Source organism: Massilia sp. LC238 (genome assembly GCF_000735635.1).
Taxonomy (GTDB): domain Bacteria; phylum Pseudomonadota; class Gammaproteobacteria; order Burkholderiales; family Burkholderiaceae_D; genus Telluria; species Telluria varians.
In genome coordinates this window covers 86913-104413 of the sequence record NZ_JNNN01000081.1, presented here as the reverse complement: position 1 = coordinate 104413, position 17501 = coordinate 86913, and the positions used below count along the sequence as shown (strand labels likewise).

Below are 17501 nucleotides of genomic sequence, written 5' to 3'. Positions count from 1 at the left end.
AACGGGTTTTTGCCCTCATAGGGGAAAACCGGCGCCTAAAATCGCCGCCCGTTGTAACGGCAGAAATGCAAGGCCTTGATCTTGCAAGATAAATCATGGGTTTGCTGCCGGATTGTGATTCCTGTCGTCGTGGGTTCGAGTCCCATCAGCCACCCCAAAGAATTCGACAAGAAGGCCTACATGTTCCGCATGTAGGCCTTTTTTTCAGCGCGCCGAAGGACGTCTGGGCTGGTTACACGCCCGTTGCTGCTCGACTTTTCCAGGCACCATGGCTATCCTCGGGGCTCCGGCAATCCTGTCACGCAAGTGGCGCCCCTGATGACGCAATTGCACTCGGCACCGACTCCCATCACCAGCCTCACGGCCAAGAAGCGCCCGGCCGTCCTCTACGCCATCCGCCTCCTGCTGCTGTTCTGCATATTGCTGGTCGCCGCCCAGGTCTGGAGCGCCTGGAGCGCGCGCCAGAGCCGCCTGGACGAGCATGCCGCCGCGACCTCGAACATGGCCAATGCCCTCGCGGCGCAGGCCGAGAGCTCGGTGAGGATCGTCGAAACGGTGCTGGCCGGCGTGGTCGAGCGGGTCGAGCATGACGGATCGACCCCGGCGCTGAACGAGCGCCTGCGCACGCACATGCGCAACATGGTGCTGCAGGTGAACGAGCTGCACAGCCTGTCCATTTATGGCGCCGACGGCAGCTGGCTGGTGTCATCGATCGACCATCCGCTCGCCGGCACCTACGCCGACCGCGACTACTTCCAGTTCCACCTGAACAATCGCAGCCGCAATGCCTATGTCGGCAAGCCATTCCGCAGCCGCTTGTCCGGGGTCTGGCTGCTGCCGGTGTCGCGCCGCCTCGACCAGCCCGACGGCAGCTTTGCCGGGGTGGCGCTGGGCACCATCCAGATCGCCTTCTTCGCCGACCTGTACGAAAGCTTCGACGTCGGCCAGGAAGGCGTGGTGATGCTGGCGCGCGACGACGGCACCCTGATCTACCGGCGGCCCCTGAACGAGAAGCTGATCGGCACCAGCATCGCCAACGGGCCGGTGTTCACGATGTACCGCTCTTCCGGTCCGGTCGGCACCGCCATGCTGCGCTCGAAGATCGACGGCGTCGTGCGCCTGTACAGCTACCGCCACCTGGGCGCCGTGCCCCTGGTCGTCGCGACCGCGCAATCCAAGAAGGAGATCCTGGCCGAGTGGGAGCAGTCGACCCTCGTCATGACCGGCGCCACCGTGCTGGTGGTGCTGCTGCTGGCCGGCGTTGGCGCGCGCCTCGTGCGCCAGATCGTGATCCGCGACCAGCTCGAGGCCGAGCTGCGCATCGCGGAGGAGCACCTGCAGGAGCGCAACCAGGAACTGACGGTGCTGGCGACCCGCGACGGCCTCACAGGCCTGGCCAACCGCCGCCATTTCGAAGAGACGCTGCGCCTCGAACTCAAGCGCGCCGGGCGTACCGGGGCGCCGCTGTCGCTGGTGCTGCTGGACGTCGATTTCTTCAAGAAGTACAACGACCACTACGGCCACGTGGCCGGCGACGACTGCCTGCGCCAGGTGGCGGCGGCCCTGCGCGGCGGCCTGGCCCGTCCCACCGACCTGGCGGCCCGCTATGGCGGCGAAGAGTTCGCCGTCATCCTGCCCGCGACCGGCCAGGTCGGCGCGCGCTACGTGGCCGAGCGCCTGCGCCTGGCCGTCATGGAGCTCGGGATTGCGCATGCCGCCAATCCCCCCGGCCTGGTGACCATCAGCGCGGGCGCCTGCACCTTCCACGGCAAGCCGGGCGAAGAGGAGGATCCGGACGCCTTCGTGCGGCAGGCCGACGCCCTGCTCTACCGCGCCAAGGCCGAGGGCCGCAACCGGGTCGCGACCGATGCCGGCGACAGCGGCATGGCGCCGCCCGCAGCCATATGAAAAACCGCCTGCAGGTGCAGGCGGTTTCTTGGCCGAGCCGGTAAGGCTTAGTAGCGGTTCGGGTTGTTCGGGCGGGCATCGTAGCGGTTCGGGACGCCGTCGCGGTCACGGTCGCGGCGCGCCAGGCGGTGGTCGTCGCGGACCCAGCCGCCGCGGTCCATGTACCAGCCCTTACGGTCCTGGCGCCACACCGGCTTCTGGTAGACGTAGCCGGCACGCACCCGCTCGTAGTGGCCGCGTTCCCACACGTAGCGGCGGCCGTTCCAGTTCCAGTAGCCCGGCACCCATTCGTAGCCGCGGCGGGCGGCGGGGATGCTCTCATGGCGCAGCGGCGGCGGCGCCTTGTGCACCACGATCACTTCGGTGCGGCCCTGGGCCTGCGCCTGGACCGGCGCGAAGGCTGCGGCACTGATCAGGACAGCTGCGGTAGCGGCAAGAATCGTTTTCATGGTACTTCTCCTTTCGGTTGGTGTTGGAACCACTATAGCCAGCCTCGACCGCACACGGGAGAAATGAAAAACCTGCTTACACTCGAAACATGCTGCGACGAAAATGTAACCGAGGGTAGAAAACAAAACAGCCGGCGCAAGGCCGGCTGCTTGTGAAGGGAAGAAAACCCGATCAGTCCAGCTTCCAGGCGTAGTCGACCTTGGTCCAGGTCGCGGCCGGCGCGCCGTCCTTGGTGCCCGGCTTGAACTTGCACGAGGACAGGCCTTTCAGGGCCGCCTTGTCCAGGTTCTTGAAACCGCTCGACTTTTCCAGCTTCGATTCGGTCACGGTGCCGTCGGCGCCGACCAGGAACGATGCCGAGGTGGTGCCCTGCTCTTCGTTCATCAGCGAGGCCTTCGGGTACTCGACCGCGCATTTCTTCGGGTCGAACGATGCCGGCACTTCGGCAGCGAAGGTGGCGCCGGCGGCGGTGGCGAGGGTCATTGCAGCGATCAGTTTCACGGTCAGGTTTTTCATGGTTTCCCCAAAAGGTTTTTGTTTAAGCTCCGCCGGCCCGGGGACCGGCGGTCTTTTCTCTTAGAATTCTTCCCACTCGTCGCTGGCGACGGTGGCGGCTTTCTTGGCTTTAGGAGCCGGTGCGGCCGGTGCATCTTCCTTCGCCGCAGCCGGGGCTGCGGCAGGCTTCTTCACTGCCGGCTTTTTGAGGGCCGGAGCCGGACGCTTGGCAGCGGCCGGGCGCACCACTACCGCGGTGCCGGTGGCCGGAGCAACGTGTGCCTCGGCCTGGTACTGCTCGCCCTCGCTCAGCTTGAAGATGCTGACGACGCGGGCCAGTTCGCTTGCCTGGTCCTGCAGGCTCTGCGCGGCGGCAGCGGCCTCTTCCACCAGGGCGGCGTTCTGCTGGGTCATGCTGTCCATCTCGATGATCGACAGGTTGACCTGTTCGATGCCGGCGCTCTGCTCGGCGCTGGCGTTGGCGATTTCGCTCATGATGTCGGTCACGCGCTTCACGCTCGTCACCACTTCATCCATCGTCACGCCGGCCTGGCCGACCAGCTTGCTGCCGCGCTCGACCTTCTCGACGGAGTCGCCGATCAGGGTCTTGATCTCTTTTGCCGCCGCAGCCGAACGCTGGGCCAGGTTGCGCACTTCCGATGCCACGACCGCGAAGCCGCGGCCCTGTTCGCCGGCACGGGCCGCTTCCACCGCGGCGTTCAGCGCCAGGATGTTGGTCTGGAAGGCGATGCCGTCGATCACGCCGATGATGTCCGAGATCTTGCTCGCCGAGCTGTTGATCTCGCCCATGGTGCCCACCACCTGCGACACCACTTCGCCACCCTTGCGGGCCACGTCCGAGGCGGTCGCGGCCAGGGCGTTGGCCTGACGGGCGTTGTCCGCGTTCTGCTTGACGGTCGAGGTCAGTTCTTCCATGGCCGAGGCGGTCTTTTCCAGCGAGCTGGCCTGCAGTTCGGTACGCGAGGACAGGTCGATGTTGCCGGCCGCGATTTCACGCGAGGCGGTGCCGATGGTTTCGGTGCCGCGGCGCACTTGCTGGACGATGCCGACCAGGCTGTTGCGCATTTCCTTCATTTCCACCAGCAGGCTGCCGCGGTCCGATTCTTCGGTCTCGATCGCCACGGCCAGGTCGCCGTGGGCGATGCTGGCGGCGATCTGCGCGGTGTAGGCCGGCTCGCCGCCCAGCTGCTTGCGCAGGCTGCGCGAGATGACCCAGGCTGCTGCGATGCCCATGGCGACGGCGGCGACCAGCATGCCGATCATGAAGTTACGGGCATTGACGAATTCCGATTCGGCGTCGGCCTTGCTCTGGGCATTCTGCTTCTCTTCCAGGGCGGCCAGCTGGTCCAGCGCGTCGGTCCACTTCTTCTGCACCGGACGCACTTCGCGGATCATGACGCGGGTGGCGTCCATCGCGTTGTTCGACAGGTACAGTTCGGATGCCTTGGCGATGGCCGGCATGGCCAGGCCTTCGGATTCCTTGATCTGGGCCAGCAGGGATTTTTCCTTGTCGCTGGCGTGGGCGGCGAACAGTGCCGACAGCTTCTTCTGGGCTTCTTCGTACTTGCGGGTCTGTTCCTTGAACTTGACCATTTCCGGTTCCATGTCGGCCGGATCGGTCATCAGGGTCAGCACGCGCAGCGAAGCGATGCGGTCGCTCACGTTGTTGCGCATTTCGATGACCAGGCCGGTCGAGACGTTGCTCACGCTGACGACCTTGTCGAGGCGGTCCTGGATCTGCGCCATGCGCAGGATGCCGACCACCGTCACGGCGATCAGCAGCACCAGCACCAGTGCGAAACCGAGCGCGAGGCGGGTACCGACCTTCAAGTTATTCAAAAAAGCCATTTTTCCTGTTCATCCCTGTATCTATTGATCGAAATTCGCCCGGATTATTGCGCCGTGCGACGCGTGTCACAAGCCGTTCATGCGGCTATGGTATTTCCAAGAGGATAAATCAAAAGTTCCACCCGGAAAGTTGGAAATCGACTGTAACATCCGAACTGTTTCACCTCAACAACAGAGTTGATGTTCATCAACGCGTAGGGAGCGGAAGAAATTATGCGTCTAGACTTTCCATACGGCAAGCCCTTACTAGTTATCTATACAATTTGAACAACAAACTGTAGTTATTTGCCGACAGGAAATTAAAAAGGCGTACCGAAGTACGCCTTTTTCAAGAGAGAAACGCTGTGTCAGGCCGCAACCGGCATGCGTGCCGCGGCCTCCAACAGCAGGGCCGGATCGGCGCCGGCCAGTTTCTTGGGATCGGACAGCAACTGGCGGAAGGCGCGCGCGCCCGGCAGGCCAGTCATGATGCCCAGCATGTGGCGCGTAATGCTGTTCAGCTTCAGTCCATGCTGGCCGTACAGGCGCAACTGCTCGGCGATATACGGAATCATGGCTTCCAGCACCTGCACCCGGGTTGTCGGCGGCGCTTCCTTATCGCCGTAGAACAGGCGGTCCCAGGACGCCATGACCCAGGGGTTGTGGTAGGCCTCGCGGCCCAGCATGACCCCGTCCACGTGCTCCAGGTGCAGGGCGATCTCCGCGTCGGTCTTGATGCCGCCGTTGATGATGATTTCCAGTTCCGGGAACTCGCGCTTGAGCTGGTAGGCCACTTCATAGCGCAGCGGCGGGATCTCGCGGTTTTCCTTCGGCGACAGGCCCTTTAGCACGGCATTGCGGGCATGCACGATGAAGGTCCGGCAGCCGGCGTCGGCGATGGTGCCGATGAAGTCGCGGACAAAGCCGTATTCCTCGTTGTAGTCGATGCCGATCCGGTGCTTGACGGTGACGTCGATCGAGACCGCGTCGCGCATCGCCTTGACGCAGTCGGCCACCAGCTGCGGCTCCCCCATCAGGCAGGCCCCGAAGGCGCCCTTCTGCACCCGCTCGGACGGGCAGCCGCAGTTCAGGTTGATCTCCTCGTAGCCCCACTGCTCGCCCAGCTTCGCGCTTTTCGCCAGATCAAGCGGGTCGCTGCCGCCCAGCTGCAGGGCGATCGGATGTTCCACCTCGTCGTAGCGCAGGTGGCGCTCGACGTCGCCGTAGACCAGGGCGCCGGTGGTGACCATCTCTGTATACAGCCAGGTGTGGCGGGTGATCTGGCGATGGAAGACGCGGCAGTGTCGGTCGGTCCAATCCATCATGGGCGCAACAGACAATTTCCGCCCTCTTCTTTCACTCACATCTACCTTAATCTCGTAGGGAGATGGGTCGTTTTGTTTCCTTTGATCAACCATAATATTTCACATCACTTCTCAAAAGTTCCCATCATTTTTGGCACAGTTTTGGCACAAAATCGGTCCAGTCCTCTACAATACATGGCACAAAATAGACTGTAGAGGATTGCCATGAGCACTGTCATACCACGTGGGAATAAGTTCTTGGCGCGCTTTCGCGTGACAGGATACCCATCAAAATCTAAAACGTTTGCTACTGAAAAAGCAGGTCACGATTGGCTTAAAGAGCACGAAGAAAAGGTCACCAAAGATACCTATGTCGATGCGGGGGCCTTAGCAAAGAAGACGTTCGGAGAGCTCATCGATAAATACATTGAGGATGCAACACTGCTCCGCCCACTTGGCGAGTCAAAACGCTTCGCGTTGGCCGCAATCCGTAAGGCGCTTGGTAGCGAACGCGCTACCAACATCACATCACTGCGCCTTATTGGTTACGTCAAGTCGCGCATGCAACAAGGCGCAGGCGGTGTGACGATCAATATGGATATCGGATTTATCAAGGATGTCTTGACTCACGCACGCCTGATGTACAAGTCGATCGACTTGGACATTTTCCTTGATGTGCGCCAGTTCATGAAGCAAATCAAGCTGAAGACAAAGTCAACTGGCCGAGATCGTCGCCCGATCGAGGCTGAGATCGCCGCCCTCAAGGATTACTTCCGGAACAAGAAACGACAGAAGATACCGATGTGGGACATCATTGATTTTGCAATCTTTACAACTATGCGTGTTGCCGAGATCTGCAGGATTAGGTGGGATGACGTCAACTATAAAGATCAAACGGTGATTATACGTGACCGCAAAGATCCGCAAGAGAAGATTGGTAACGATCAAGTAGTCCCTGTACTGGACGATGCTTGGAAGATTTTGACTTCGCAGCCTAAGAGTGATGACCGGATCTTCCCCTACAAGGAGGCGACGATCAGTACGATCTTCCCTCGTGCCTGCAAGGAACTCGGTATTGTTGACCTGCACTTCCACGATTTCAGGCACGAGGGCACTTCGCAACTGTTCGAGATCTTGCGGTACGAGATCCAGGAGGTGGCTGTCTTCACTGGTCACAAAGATTGGGCGATGCTGAAAAGGTATGTGCACCTTCGTGCAAAAGACCTTCACTTCGACAGACACGGCAACCGCCGCAAGCGTCGTGACATCGCTCCGGAGCTCCTACTTGCTGCAGCTTAGTCCTCATTGAGAGGTTGACATGAATGAAGAGCTTGATACCTTGTTGTGCCTGCGATACCCGAAGATCTTCGCCGACTGTCGGCGCACACAGTGCAAAGATGGATGGTTCGACCTGATTGACGTCCTCTGCGAACGTCTTCAGTTCTGGACGGATCATAACCAGGCACCGCAAGTGTTTGCCTCACAGGTGAAGGAGAAGCATGGAGAGTTGTCTTTTCATGGTCACGGAGGCAATCGAGAGCAAGACGGGATGATCGTGATGGCTGAAGAGATGTCAACGCGGCTTTGTGAACTGTGCGGCAAACCAGGTAAGACCTTGATTAGCGGAGAAACTTACCTCACGCGTTGCCGAGAACATGCTCCACCATTAGTGACCTCATAGCGTCCAGACCCAAAACTTTCGTCCAGAATGCAACGAGGCTCCTCTCGCTAAGCCGATCGCAAAGTCCTCAAGCGATAAGTCTTTTGCAGGCCACCCCTTCGGTGGAAGGAAGACCGCTGCTTTCACAGCAGCTTCAGTGGTATTGCCTTTTTGACAATTAAATTTAAGGGGAAAAGCCGGAAATTTTCGATGGTACTGCTCTCCGTTGGTGACCGGACCACTTGGCATATTCATCGGCACACCATTAGTCTTAAGGCAACCCATAGTGAAATTCTCAAAGTGCCGAGAATTGATCAGCCATACCACCCTTACGCCGGATTGCAGGTATTTCTCTGAACGACGCTCGTACTCGTCAATGGTCTGCTGTGAAATATGAACTTCGATTGCAATCTTTCGTCCACCACACTCAACAAACACGTCGGCTTCCCAGCGCTCTCCTGAAGGCGCGGAACCAGGCTCTTCAATGCGAGCAGTGAACCCGGCGTTACGGGTGCTTTCACAAGCTGGATTTGTGCGAATTCGTGCTCAGGAGACTTAGAGCGCCTAACAAAACCTCTCGACATACCGCCAACAGATGAGCGAGCAGGCAAGCGTCGGGAACGCCTGGCGTACGTCTGCTCGTCGCTCATGCCGGATGCGCGATCTGCGCAAGCCGTGTAGCCAACCCAAGCTTCGCTCGACGACCCAACGCCACCGTCCAAGCCTTTCGCGCGACTCCACGCCGTAGCGCGATACGAGCCGCGATGCCACGACTGCGCAGCCAACCCCTAGGGGTTCTCGAAGCGTACGCTCGATCCGCATGCAGCTTACCTGGGCGTTTGCGGGCACGGCCTGCCAGGCCCTTAACTGCCGGGATTGACTCTACCAACCGGATGAGGAAACGAGAGTCGTGCACCTGCGCGCCCGAGATCTGGGCCACTAGGGGAAGCCCACGCTCATCCACCAGCAAATGGCGTTTGCAGCCGAGTTTGCCGCGATCGGTTGGATTTCGGCCTGTGTCCTCGCCTCCAGCAGGTGCCGGTACGGCTGCAGCGTCAACGCAAGCTCGATCCCATATGATCTGGTCGTGCTCTCGGAGCCGTTGAAGAATCGCCTCGTGGATGCGCTGCCAAACGCCGGCTAGCATCCATTCGTGAAGGCGACGCCAGCATGTCGTGCCGCTGCCGCAGCCGAGTTCGCGCGGCAGGTACTCCCATGGTATTCCAGTTTTGAGAACAAACAGAATTCCAGTCAGGGCCGCGCGATCATCGATTCGCGGGCGGCCGCCTTTCGGCGATGAGCGATGGGTTGGAAGATGAGCTGCTATAAGGGACCACAGGTCTTCGGAAAGAAGTGCGCGGGCCATGGCATCAGTCCGTCTAAAAACACGGACGCCATGTTAGTGCTCTGACTGAGCCTGCGTACGTCCGCTATCGACCCAAAGCAGACGTAATCAATTCGGGAGTGCTGTCGCTCTCAACAACTACTATCGAACAGCTCAACTCGGAAAGATAGACCTGACGTCGGCGCTAGGGCAAATAGCTTTGCCAGACTAGGCCAAGTGGTTCAATATGGAGGGGACTTGCTGGTGGAGCGTATTTAGGCAAGACTGGCCCAACCCTAGCCTAAAGCCAAAAAGCGCGGCCGGTTGATCGAGACTGCCGTGTGCATAGGCCTAGATCTTAAAGCTGGACGGTCTGAGCTAGTCAGTCACGAGAATCATGGCTCAGTTGGCATTGGCAAAGTGCCTGTCCAAAACATCATATAGGCCACCATGACTGAGGGAACAGGCTCTGAAGCTCTAGAAGCATGCAGAGCCTGGTCAAGACTTATATCTTGCGACGGCGGCTTGCTGCGATACCGGCCACGCCAATCCCCAGTAAGGCAACCGCAAGCGGTTCCGGAACTTCAGAACTCGAACCTTCACCCACGTTGACATTGGCTTTTAAGTTCGCGCTCACAAACTGGAAAGAACCGCTAGTCGTCGAAATCCGCAGCGACAAAAGGCCGGTATCGCTGAAGTTAGTCAAAGACGTCGTATTTGTAATCGAGAATGGAAAGTCCGCGCCGTTGTTGACGATATTGATGATGCCGCCGCTGCTGCCGAGCAAATCACTCCCGATCTTGATCGTGAAATTCTCGTTGTTGGGGTTGTTCTTGTTGTCTGGACCAGTATCTTTGAACCGGAACAGAAGCTCTGCCGACGTGACGGTGTCGATTGACGGGCGGTACAAGTATGGCGTGAGGGTCAGGTTGAAGTTTACGTCGTAAAACGAATTTACATCAATGGTGTTTGAGCCGCCTTGATGCGTGAAGGTCGTATCGATGGTCGTGGTGATGGGAGCAGCACATGCCACGCTAGTGAATACAAACGCGGCCGTAGCGAGAGCAGATTTGACAAATTGTTTCATATTGGATTCCCTGTTTTGGTTTGAAAATTACACTGTCCGTATTAAGCAATTTCCGTGCCAAAAACAAGGCTCTAGAGTGGAGAAACCGTTGGTAACACTGTAAGAAACTGACAGGTGTAAAGATTTCCGACATGGAAATGTTAATTCCTCTTGGATATGTCAATAGTGATTGCTGGGGCCTTAACCTCAGCGACGCGTTCATTGTTGGCAGTTTTGCTCATGACATCGCCAGCAGCCGAACCTACCTGACCCGTCAAATTGCGCCTGCTACTGAGGCTAGCTTGAAAGCAGACAGACCTGCCGGAAAAAGCTTTAGGTTGGGCAAGATTGATGTCAAAATGTAATGCTAAAGTTCCTGTAGCGCTTAAGCACTGCTAACCTAATATGCAAATTAAATCATTAACTGGAGAGTTCGCGAACCCTACCACCGAGACTGCGTTTCTCGAGTACAGGTTAGCCCAGACACGTTCACTGCTGGGATTTACCCTAACTTTCTGTACTCTGTTCTATCTGCTCTTCTTTGTAACCGATGTTGCGGCCCTTGGGCTAGGCCCTAATACGATGACCCTGTTCGGCATCCGCATGGCGGTCGGCGTAACGGCGGGCACCTGTGCCTGGTTCGCTTACCGACACCCGTTGACAGTTCGAGCAACACGACGCGCTGCGACGATTGCAGAAATAGTCGCGCTCACGTGTTTCATGGTGATTGCTGCGCATCGCCCAGCGGAGTTTCACTGGCACGCGATGTCACTTGCGATTATGTTGATTGTGATTTATCTGTATATACCGAACCGGCTGACTTACGCGCTAATACTTGCAATTTGCTCGACGGCTGCGTTCTTGATGCTGGCCTGGCAAGCCGCCAATATGCTGCCGGCAGACATACTGACAATGAGCCTTCTGCTGATTCTGGCGAACGCCTTTGGCGCCGTGGCGGCCCGCCGTTTCAATACCGTATCACGTGAGGAGTTTCGCGCGCAGCTAGTGCTTAAGGACGCTGCCGACCGCGACCACCTCACCGGCTGCTTTAACCGACGTTACCTGCACGAACACTTAATGCCAACAGAGCTGGCAAGGGCCCAACGTCTTAGCCAGAACCTGACCGTTGTATTGTGTGATATCGATCATTTCAAACGCATTAATGACACTCATGGCCATGCCGACGGAGACGCTGTACTGCGTGCCTTTGCCGATTTGCTGAAGCAGATGACGCGCGATCAGTTTGACAGCATCGTGCGCTATGGTGGGGAAGAGTTTTTGCTGATCTTGCCATCGACCGATCTCGATGGTGGTCAACATCTTTCAGAACGCTTGCGCTCCGCGTTTGCCATGATGCAGATCCCGTCGTTGGAAAATGGTAATGTAGTGCGTGCCACTGCTAGCTTCGGCATCTCCACAGCACATTTTGGCCAGATGGCCACTAGCTATACCCTGCACGATCTCATCTCGAGTGCTGACAAGATGATGTACGAAGCGAAGCGTAACGGACGTAACCGGGTAGAAGCATTTCAGCTATGTTGAGAAGCCGCGTATGCATGACGAATTGTTGCGGCATCTGTTGACAGAGCAAACTCGCATTCCGAACCGCCTAGGACTTCAAGAGAGTATCAGGCTACACCATAAACGTCCGCTTTTGGCCGAAGGCGGCCGTTCTGCTCAGCATAGCAGGTCGTCAGGGCGGAAAAATCGCGGACTGTCACAAAGGCTGCAACCGACCCGAAGCAGACATTTGATACAGCGACAGTGAACAAGGTGATCGTAACGTACGATCTACTTACAAAGTCAAATACAAGCAAATAGCTGTCGATACAACCACGTCAAATGGACGCCGATGAAGCTGGCAGCGTCGGTTACGAGTGCGTAGTGCTCGCAGTTCTGACTAGTTTGATAATAGGATGTCTTTCTTCACGGGTACGTAGCGGTAGGGTACGCGGTCAACAGCCCTGCCGCAGCTTTCACGTGCGGCCGAGGCATCGAGCAAGACCCAGTTGCGGCGATGGGCTTCGCCAAGAACGCGTTTCTTCGTCAGATCGAAGCACTGTAGCGCTAGATTATCGGGGAGCAGCAGCACGCGATTCGGAGCTGAGCGAATCCAGCGCCAGGCATTCCATTCCTGCTGGGGTAGCGGTGCCAGGTAGCTGAAATGGACCAGGGGTCGGCTTGCAAACAACAGGAACTGTTCCTTGAACTCGAGCATGCCGACTTCCGCTTCAGGTGCAAGGCTCTGTTCGAGTTCTTGCATGACTGCGCGCGGCGTCCGGTGTGTGTTGAGGGAGGGCCACAGCCAGAAAGAAATGAACAGCCAGGTCAGCAAGCTGGCTAGGGCGAGCTGTTCGAACAAGGCGCGTTTGCGCAACAGCCAGACGATGCTGGACAGCGCCAATCCCAGTATCAGCAGACCTGGAGCCAGAGCGGCGATGGCGTCGGCGTAGTCGTCCGCTCGGTGATGCAGGCGATCCGGAGCAAACAGCGCCATCGCTGCCAGCAACATCAGCAGCAGGCCAACCACCGCGAGCGCTCCCCGTAACAGAAGAGACGCGGTGCGGCGCCCTTTCTCCGGCGCTTGTTCCCAGACGTAGGCGAGTGCCAGGGCAGACATTGGTAGCGCCGGCAGGATGTAGACCTCGCGCTTGCCAGGACTGATGGAAAAGAAGAGCAACACTAGCGCAACCCAACTCAGCAGTACGCGCAGTGCCACGCTGGACGGCCACAGCTTCCTGATGCTGCGGATCTGCAGCAGGAACAGCACGACCAGCGGAAACCACATGCTGGGCAGTGCAGTCGACAGGTAGTAGTGCCATGGCTTTATGTGATGCCATGCATTGGCATAGCGTTCAGCGGTTTGCCTGAGCAGAATGTTGTCGCGATAGGCCAATAGCTCCGGACTTTGGATGCGTTCGACCGCCACCCACATCGGCACCAGCCATAGCGCCAGCGTGCCCAGCATCAGGGTTGGTCCCCACCACGTGCGCATGCACCAGACCTGCTGCCCGGATGCGGTGACGGGGCGGCGCCAGATCGCCAGCGGTATCAGCATCAGCGCGGGAAGAAAACCGACGCCCTTGGTCACGATGCCCAGTGCCATCGCCACCCAGCTGGCGGCATACCAGCCCCAGGCTGGACCGAGCAGGAAGTGGCGGACCAGCCCGTAGCAGCCGAGTGTGATCCAGAAGCAGGCCACCGCATCGATTTGTGCGGCCTTGGCCTGCAGCAGGAACTGCGGCGTGAACGCGAGGACAAGCACTGCCGAACGGGCGACGTTCTCTCCCCACAAGCGGCGACCTAGGTCGAATACCAGCCACAGCGTGCCCAAGCCCGCCAGCGCACTGGGCAGCAGGAAAGCGATCTTCAGTTGTCCGGTGAGCTGGTAGAAAAGGGCGATCAGCCACATGAAGACTGGCGGCTTGTCCGGATAGAACTCGCCGCCGCGAGTTGGGAATAGCCACTGGCCCGATTCCACCATTTCTCGTGCGACTTGGGCAAAGCGCGGCTCGTCGGCAGGCCAGGGGTCCCGCAACCCGATGCCGGCGAACAGGGCAGCGATCAAGAGGGCAGCGATCCACGGCCACCAGTGTGCGTCTTGCCTAGCGCTCGGATTGTGCGGGAGTTGCATGCGTTTGTCCTCGGATGTCCTGTAGCCTCTGCTTGAAGCCATGATGGTAGAGATAGAGCACCATCGCCGTGGACAGCACCAGCATCAAAAGGCTGATCCAGATCTGCTGCTCGTCATGCAAGGCTAGGCCCGCGCCGGCAAAGCTGAACAGCAGCATTTGCGGCAGATAGCCCAGGAGGCTGCCCCAGAAAACCGCCGGTATGCTCAGTCCAGCCAGGGCAACCGCGATATTCGTCGCCAAATTGCTGCCGACCGGCATTAGACGCAGTGTGCAGATCCACAGCCAGGTATTCTCGCCGAGCAGTAGGCGGATGAAGGCGACGCGTTCGCCATGCCGCCGAAGCAGCCAATCCCTGCCGATATTGCGCACGTAATAGATCACCAACAGGGCGCCAAGTCCGGTCAGCGCAGTGCTCAGCAAAGCCCCTGTCAAGCCACCCATCAGGTAACCGCAACTGAATGCGAGCAGTTGGCGCGGGCCGCCGAGCGCGGTATATAGCACGCCGGTAAGCACGAAAACGGGCCAGGCAATCGCCCAATGTCGTTCGAACAACCGGTTCAGCAGGTCCAGCTCAGTGAATGATCCCCACCATTGGAAATGGAGGGAGGCAAAGCCTAGCGCGAGCAGGCAGGTCAGCAGCAGCGGCTTGAAGAGCAGCCTCAATTCAGTTTTCAATGCTGCACTTCCATGCGCTCGATCAGCGGCAGCTTGCTGCGCCGGATTAGCCAGCTGACCCCCCACATGTCGACGATGCCCACCCATAGCCGATTCCAGGCGGTGTATTTCGATACGCCGGCGGTACGGTGTCGATGGTGCACCGGAACGACTGTGATCACGCCGCCAAGGCGCTTGACCAGTGCCGGCACGAAGCGATGCATGTGGTCAAAGTACGGCAAGCAAAGCCAGGTTTCGCGCGGCAGTAGCTTGAGACCGCAGCCGGTATCGGGTACGCCATCGTCGAGTATGCTGCGGCGCACGGCATTAGCGATGCGTGACTGGATTTTTTTCCAACGCGTGTCGCGCCGATTCTTGCGGAAGCCCGCAATGCAGAAATGTGGGTGCTTATCTTCCATCGTCAGCCCCTGCGCCACTAGTGCCGGAATGTCGGCGGGGTCATTCTGACCGTCGCCGTCTATCGTGACGAGAAAACGCCCGCTAGCGTGGCGCGCAGCGGTCCAGAGAGCGGTGCTCTGTCCGGCACTGCGAGCATGGCGGATGAGTCGCCCCGGCATGCCCAACTGCTGGCATTGCTGCAGGAACACAGCGCTAGTATCGTCGTCGCTGCCATCGTCGACCAGCACTACCTCGTGAGAATGATGGCCAGCGAGGGCGCGATGAATCTCGTTGACCAGATGCCCTATATTATCGGCCTCGTCTTTCGCCGGAATCAGCACCGAGACTAGGAATGCTTGCTTACCCTTCTTTTCGTCATCCATGTTGTTCAATCGTCTTAAAGAAATCACAGGTATACATCTTGTGCGCTACTTCCTGCAGGGGCCACCATGCAGTTGCTGACGAGTAGGTTGGTAAACGCCAACTCAATAATTCTTAACGATCCAAAGATTTGTATTTTCTGGCCTGCCGCCCTTAGTAGAAAGGCGATATCAGGTAGACCCAGATCGCCCAGGACACTAGGATCCATGCCAGTACGACTTAAGCAATGCCATAGTTGCTTTTTGGCGTGCGTCTTTGCTTTGCCGTCTACTCATTGACCCGTCCCCCTGCACTCAGCAAGGACATATGAGGGAATAAGTCTGACAGCTACCCATATCAGGCACGGTAGCAGATTACATCGTCGAGGTAGCTCAATACCGGGGATGAAGTCCGGGATTAAATGGATGCGACTAAGTGCATAGGCGACGACCAGCACGCACAGCGCTTGGCAATCAGGGCGTCCATGGTTCTTTACAGGCGCACCAGAGCTGAACTATAAACAATGCAGCGTTAAGAATCTGTTAACTCACTATCGCAGCATGCTCCGCACTGGGCCAAAGTCACGCAGGCTAGTTGAATAAGGGTAACGAAACTGTCGGCACATCCAGATGCCTTGATAGATCAGCGCTGTAGCCGATTTCGGAACATAGTTTAAACGTGCATCAAGTGAGTTTCCTCTCCGTCTTAACAAGATCTATGCGAGAGTAGTCCGCTTTTGGCCGACTCCAGACATAAAGAATTCCGCGTGAAGTCATGCCGTAAGGGTAATGCTCTAAGGATTTGATCTAGGTCATGGCAGCTACACATCAGTCTTTTACCATGAACTGATGACTACTGAACATCAAACAGATCTCCTTCGCAATGCAAAATTGCTCGTAGCTGCAGTTCAATTGAGGAAGACCCACGGGTTGCTCTACGCAATGCGATTTCTAGAGGAGCACAACTTTAGCACCGAGGTTGTGTGGGAAGTGCTGAATCTGATCCCCCATGCAGTGAGTGCCGACGCCGCCGATTGCTGAGTATTCCATGGGCTCGCCACGGGTGGGAAGAACCCCACTATCTGTTCTCCCTACAGGATTCACGCGTAACTTGGCAGTACGACGGCCCGTAATTAACTTCAGATTCTGAAGTCGTCCAACGCCTTACCCTTAGCTAGGCCCTCTGCAATCCACTTTGGCTGGCGTCCCCGCCCAGTCCAGGTTTGGCTATTGTCACTTGGGTTCTGGTAGCGCGCCTGGACCTTCTGTCCCTTGCCGGTCTTGGACTTCTTTCCACCTGCGGCAAGCAGTTCCTCTACCGATACCCCTGCCTCTTGAGCAATCGCCAAAATTTGCTCGCGGGCCTTCTGCAAATCTTGGTGTTGGCGGCTCTTGATTTCTCTTTCAATGTCATGTTGCAGGCCCTTCAGTTCAGCGAGATTGTAGCCAGACAGATCGATATTTGCCATTGATGACGTCCTTTAAGTTAGTAGTTGGGTTCCTGCTGGATCGATTCTACTACGGGACGCTGAATAATTCGACGAGTGTAAAAACATGCGCACTACTGCTGTCAGCAGTATTAAGGCTACTCACAATGAGGAGGTAAATATGGACACGATTGCAGAAACCACTAGCCGGGCTATTCCATGGAACAAGGGGCGCCTAATCGGACAAAAGCTTCCGTTGAAGCTGAAGGAGATCTGGGCAATCAGGATCCGTCTCCAGCTAGCGGAACGCCTGAGAGATCTAACACTGTTCAACCTTGCGATAGATAGCAAGCTCCGTGGCTGTGACCTGGTCAGTCTAAAGGTCAAGGACGTCGCACAAGGTCGAAGCATCTTCCATCGTGCAATTGTCATGCAGCAGAAGACCAGTCGGCCTGTTCAGTTCGAGATTACTGAGCAGACGCGTCAGTCACTCCTGAGTTGGATTGAATATCGTGCGCTTACTTCGAGCCACTATCTGTTCCCCAGTAGAGTTATCGGCTGCCCACATCTTAGCACTCGTCAGTACGCGCGAATCGTCGCGAAATGGGTGGAGTCGATCGGTTTAAACTCTACAGCGTATGGCACCCATTCCATGCGGCGAACTAAGGCAACCTTGATCTACCGTAGAACGAAAAATCTTCGTGCTGTGCAGCTGCTTCTCGGGCATACTAAGCTCGAGAGCACAGTGCGGTATCTCGGCATCGAAGTCGACGATGCACTCGAAATCGCGGAGCAGACCGAAGTCTGATGGCCACCGACTCACTGGTTGACTAGTGTTCGCAACAAGCGGTCTCTTAGAGGTGACCGCTTTCGGCCGGGACCGGCCCTTCTCAATGCGACAGCATATAAATCCGCCGACGGCGGACCGCTTGCGGCCCTGTAGAACCCTCGGGCAACGACCAGGATCCAGCA

The 17501-nt window shown here is 57.8% G+C and carries 17 protein-coding genes and 1 pseudogene; 6 read left to right on the top strand and 12 right to left on the bottom strand.

The window, feature by feature from the left end; genetic code table 11:
• Positions 1-318: 318 nt before the first annotated feature.
• Positions 319-1908: a sensor domain-containing diguanylate cyclase gene (locus FG94_RS24580; protein WP_051997068.1), complete on the top strand. Its 1590-nt coding sequence runs from the start codon at positions 319-321 to the stop codon at positions 1906-1908.
• Positions 1909-1955: 47 nt separating this feature from the next.
• On the opposite strand, the gene FG94_RS24575 is transcribed toward FG94_RS24580, so the two are convergent.
• From FG94_RS24575 to dusA, 4 genes are all read right to left on the bottom strand, one after another.
• Positions 1956-2357: a YXWGXW repeat-containing protein gene (locus tag FG94_RS24575; protein WP_036217208.1), complete on the bottom strand. Its 402-nt coding sequence runs from the start codon at positions 2355-2357 to the stop codon at positions 1956-1958.
• Positions 2358-2529: 172 nt separating this feature from the next.
• Positions 2530-2874, bottom strand: a complete 345-nt coding sequence (locus tag FG94_RS24570; protein WP_036217204.1) for an energy transducer TonB — start codon at positions 2872-2874, stop codon at positions 2530-2532.
• A gap of 60 nt (positions 2875-2934) precedes the next feature.
• Positions 2935-4722, bottom strand: coding sequence for a methyl-accepting chemotaxis protein (locus tag FG94_RS24565; RefSeq protein ID WP_229446062.1), 1788 nt, complete (start codon positions 4720-4722; stop codon positions 2935-2937).
• A gap of 347 nt (positions 4723-5069) precedes the next feature.
• A complete protein-coding gene (gene dusA, locus FG94_RS24560; RefSeq protein WP_036217312.1) occupies positions 5070-6077 on the bottom strand; it encodes a tRNA dihydrouridine(20/20a) synthase DusA in 1008 nt (335 codons plus the stop codon).
• Positions 6078-6230: 153 nt separating this feature from the next.
• On the opposite strand from dusA, the gene FG94_RS24555 reads away from it, so the two are divergent.
• Entirely contained in the window at positions 6231-7304 is a 1074-nt protein-coding gene (locus FG94_RS24555; protein ID WP_051997067.1) for a site-specific integrase, read from the top strand.
• A 19-nt stretch (positions 7305-7323) separates the two neighbouring features.
• Positions 7324-7686, top strand: a complete 363-nt coding sequence (locus FG94_RS27550; protein WP_152571121.1) for a hypothetical protein — start codon at positions 7324-7326, stop codon at positions 7684-7686.
• Here the strand turns inward: FG94_RS27550 and FG94_RS27545 are convergent.
• From FG94_RS27545 to FG94_RS24550, 3 genes and pseudogenes are all read right to left on the bottom strand, one after another.
• Positions 7681-8103, bottom strand: coding sequence for a hypothetical protein (locus tag FG94_RS27545; RefSeq protein WP_152571120.1), 423 nt, complete (start codon positions 8101-8103; stop codon positions 7681-7683). The genes FG94_RS27550 and FG94_RS27545 overlap by 6 nt on opposite strands.
• A 171-nt stretch (positions 8104-8274) precedes the next feature.
• Positions 8275-9031: pseudogene (locus FG94_RS26960) on the bottom strand (IS5 family transposase); the annotation flags it as partial.
• 463 nt (positions 9032-9494) lie between these two features.
• Positions 9495-10076: a PEP-CTERM sorting domain-containing protein gene (locus FG94_RS24550; RefSeq protein ID WP_036217200.1), complete on the bottom strand. Its 582-nt coding sequence runs from the start codon at positions 10074-10076 to the stop codon at positions 9495-9497.
• A gap of 131 nt (positions 10077-10207) precedes the next feature.
• Between FG94_RS24550 and FG94_RS27540 the strand changes: the two genes are divergently transcribed.
• Both FG94_RS27540 and FG94_RS24545 read left to right on the top strand, forming a co-directional pair.
• Positions 10208-10420 (top strand): hypothetical protein, encoded by a 213-nt coding sequence (locus FG94_RS27540; protein WP_152571118.1) that lies wholly within the window; start codon positions 10208-10210, stop codon positions 10418-10420.
• A 217-nt stretch (positions 10421-10637) separates the two neighbouring features.
• Entirely contained in the window at positions 10638-11597 is a 960-nt protein-coding gene (locus tag FG94_RS24545) for a GGDEF domain-containing protein (RefSeq protein ID WP_229446060.1), read from the top strand.
• A 358-nt stretch (positions 11598-11955) separates the two neighbouring features.
• On the opposite strand, the gene FG94_RS24540 is transcribed toward FG94_RS24545, so the two are convergent.
• From FG94_RS24540 to FG94_RS24525, 5 genes are all read right to left on the bottom strand, one after another.
• Complete coding sequence (locus tag FG94_RS24540; protein ID WP_051997066.1) at positions 11956-13689, bottom strand: glycosyltransferase family 39 protein; 1734 nt, start codon at positions 13687-13689, stop codon at positions 11956-11958.
• Positions 13661-14365, bottom strand: a complete 705-nt coding sequence (locus FG94_RS24535) for a TVP38/TMEM64 family protein (protein WP_036217195.1) — start codon at positions 14363-14365, stop codon at positions 13661-13663. Before FG94_RS24535 ends, FG94_RS24540 begins: the two co-directional genes overlap by 29 nt.
• Positions 14362-15126: a glycosyltransferase family 2 protein gene (locus FG94_RS24530; protein ID WP_036217193.1), complete on the bottom strand. Its 765-nt coding sequence runs from the start codon at positions 15124-15126 to the stop codon at positions 14362-14364. Before FG94_RS24530 ends, FG94_RS24535 begins: the two co-directional genes overlap by 4 nt.
• A 269-nt stretch (positions 15127-15395) precedes the next feature.
• Positions 15396-15560 (bottom strand): hypothetical protein, encoded by a 165-nt coding sequence (locus FG94_RS28670; protein ID WP_221435089.1) that lies wholly within the window; start codon positions 15558-15560, stop codon positions 15396-15398.
• Positions 15561-16241: 681 nt separating this feature from the next.
• Positions 16242-16571 carry an H-NS family nucleoid-associated regulatory protein gene (locus FG94_RS24525; protein WP_036217190.1) on the bottom strand — a complete coding sequence of 110 codons (330 nt, stop codon included), beginning with the start codon at positions 16569-16571 and terminating at the stop codon, positions 16242-16244.
• Positions 16572-16710: 139 nt separating this feature from the next.
• Between FG94_RS24525 and FG94_RS24520 the strand changes: the two genes are divergently transcribed.
• On the top strand, positions 16711-17337 hold the full coding sequence (locus FG94_RS24520) for a tyrosine-type recombinase/integrase (RefSeq protein WP_036217184.1): 627 nt from the start codon (positions 16711-16713) through the stop codon (positions 17335-17337).
• The last annotated feature ends 164 nt before the right edge of the window (positions 17338-17501 follow it).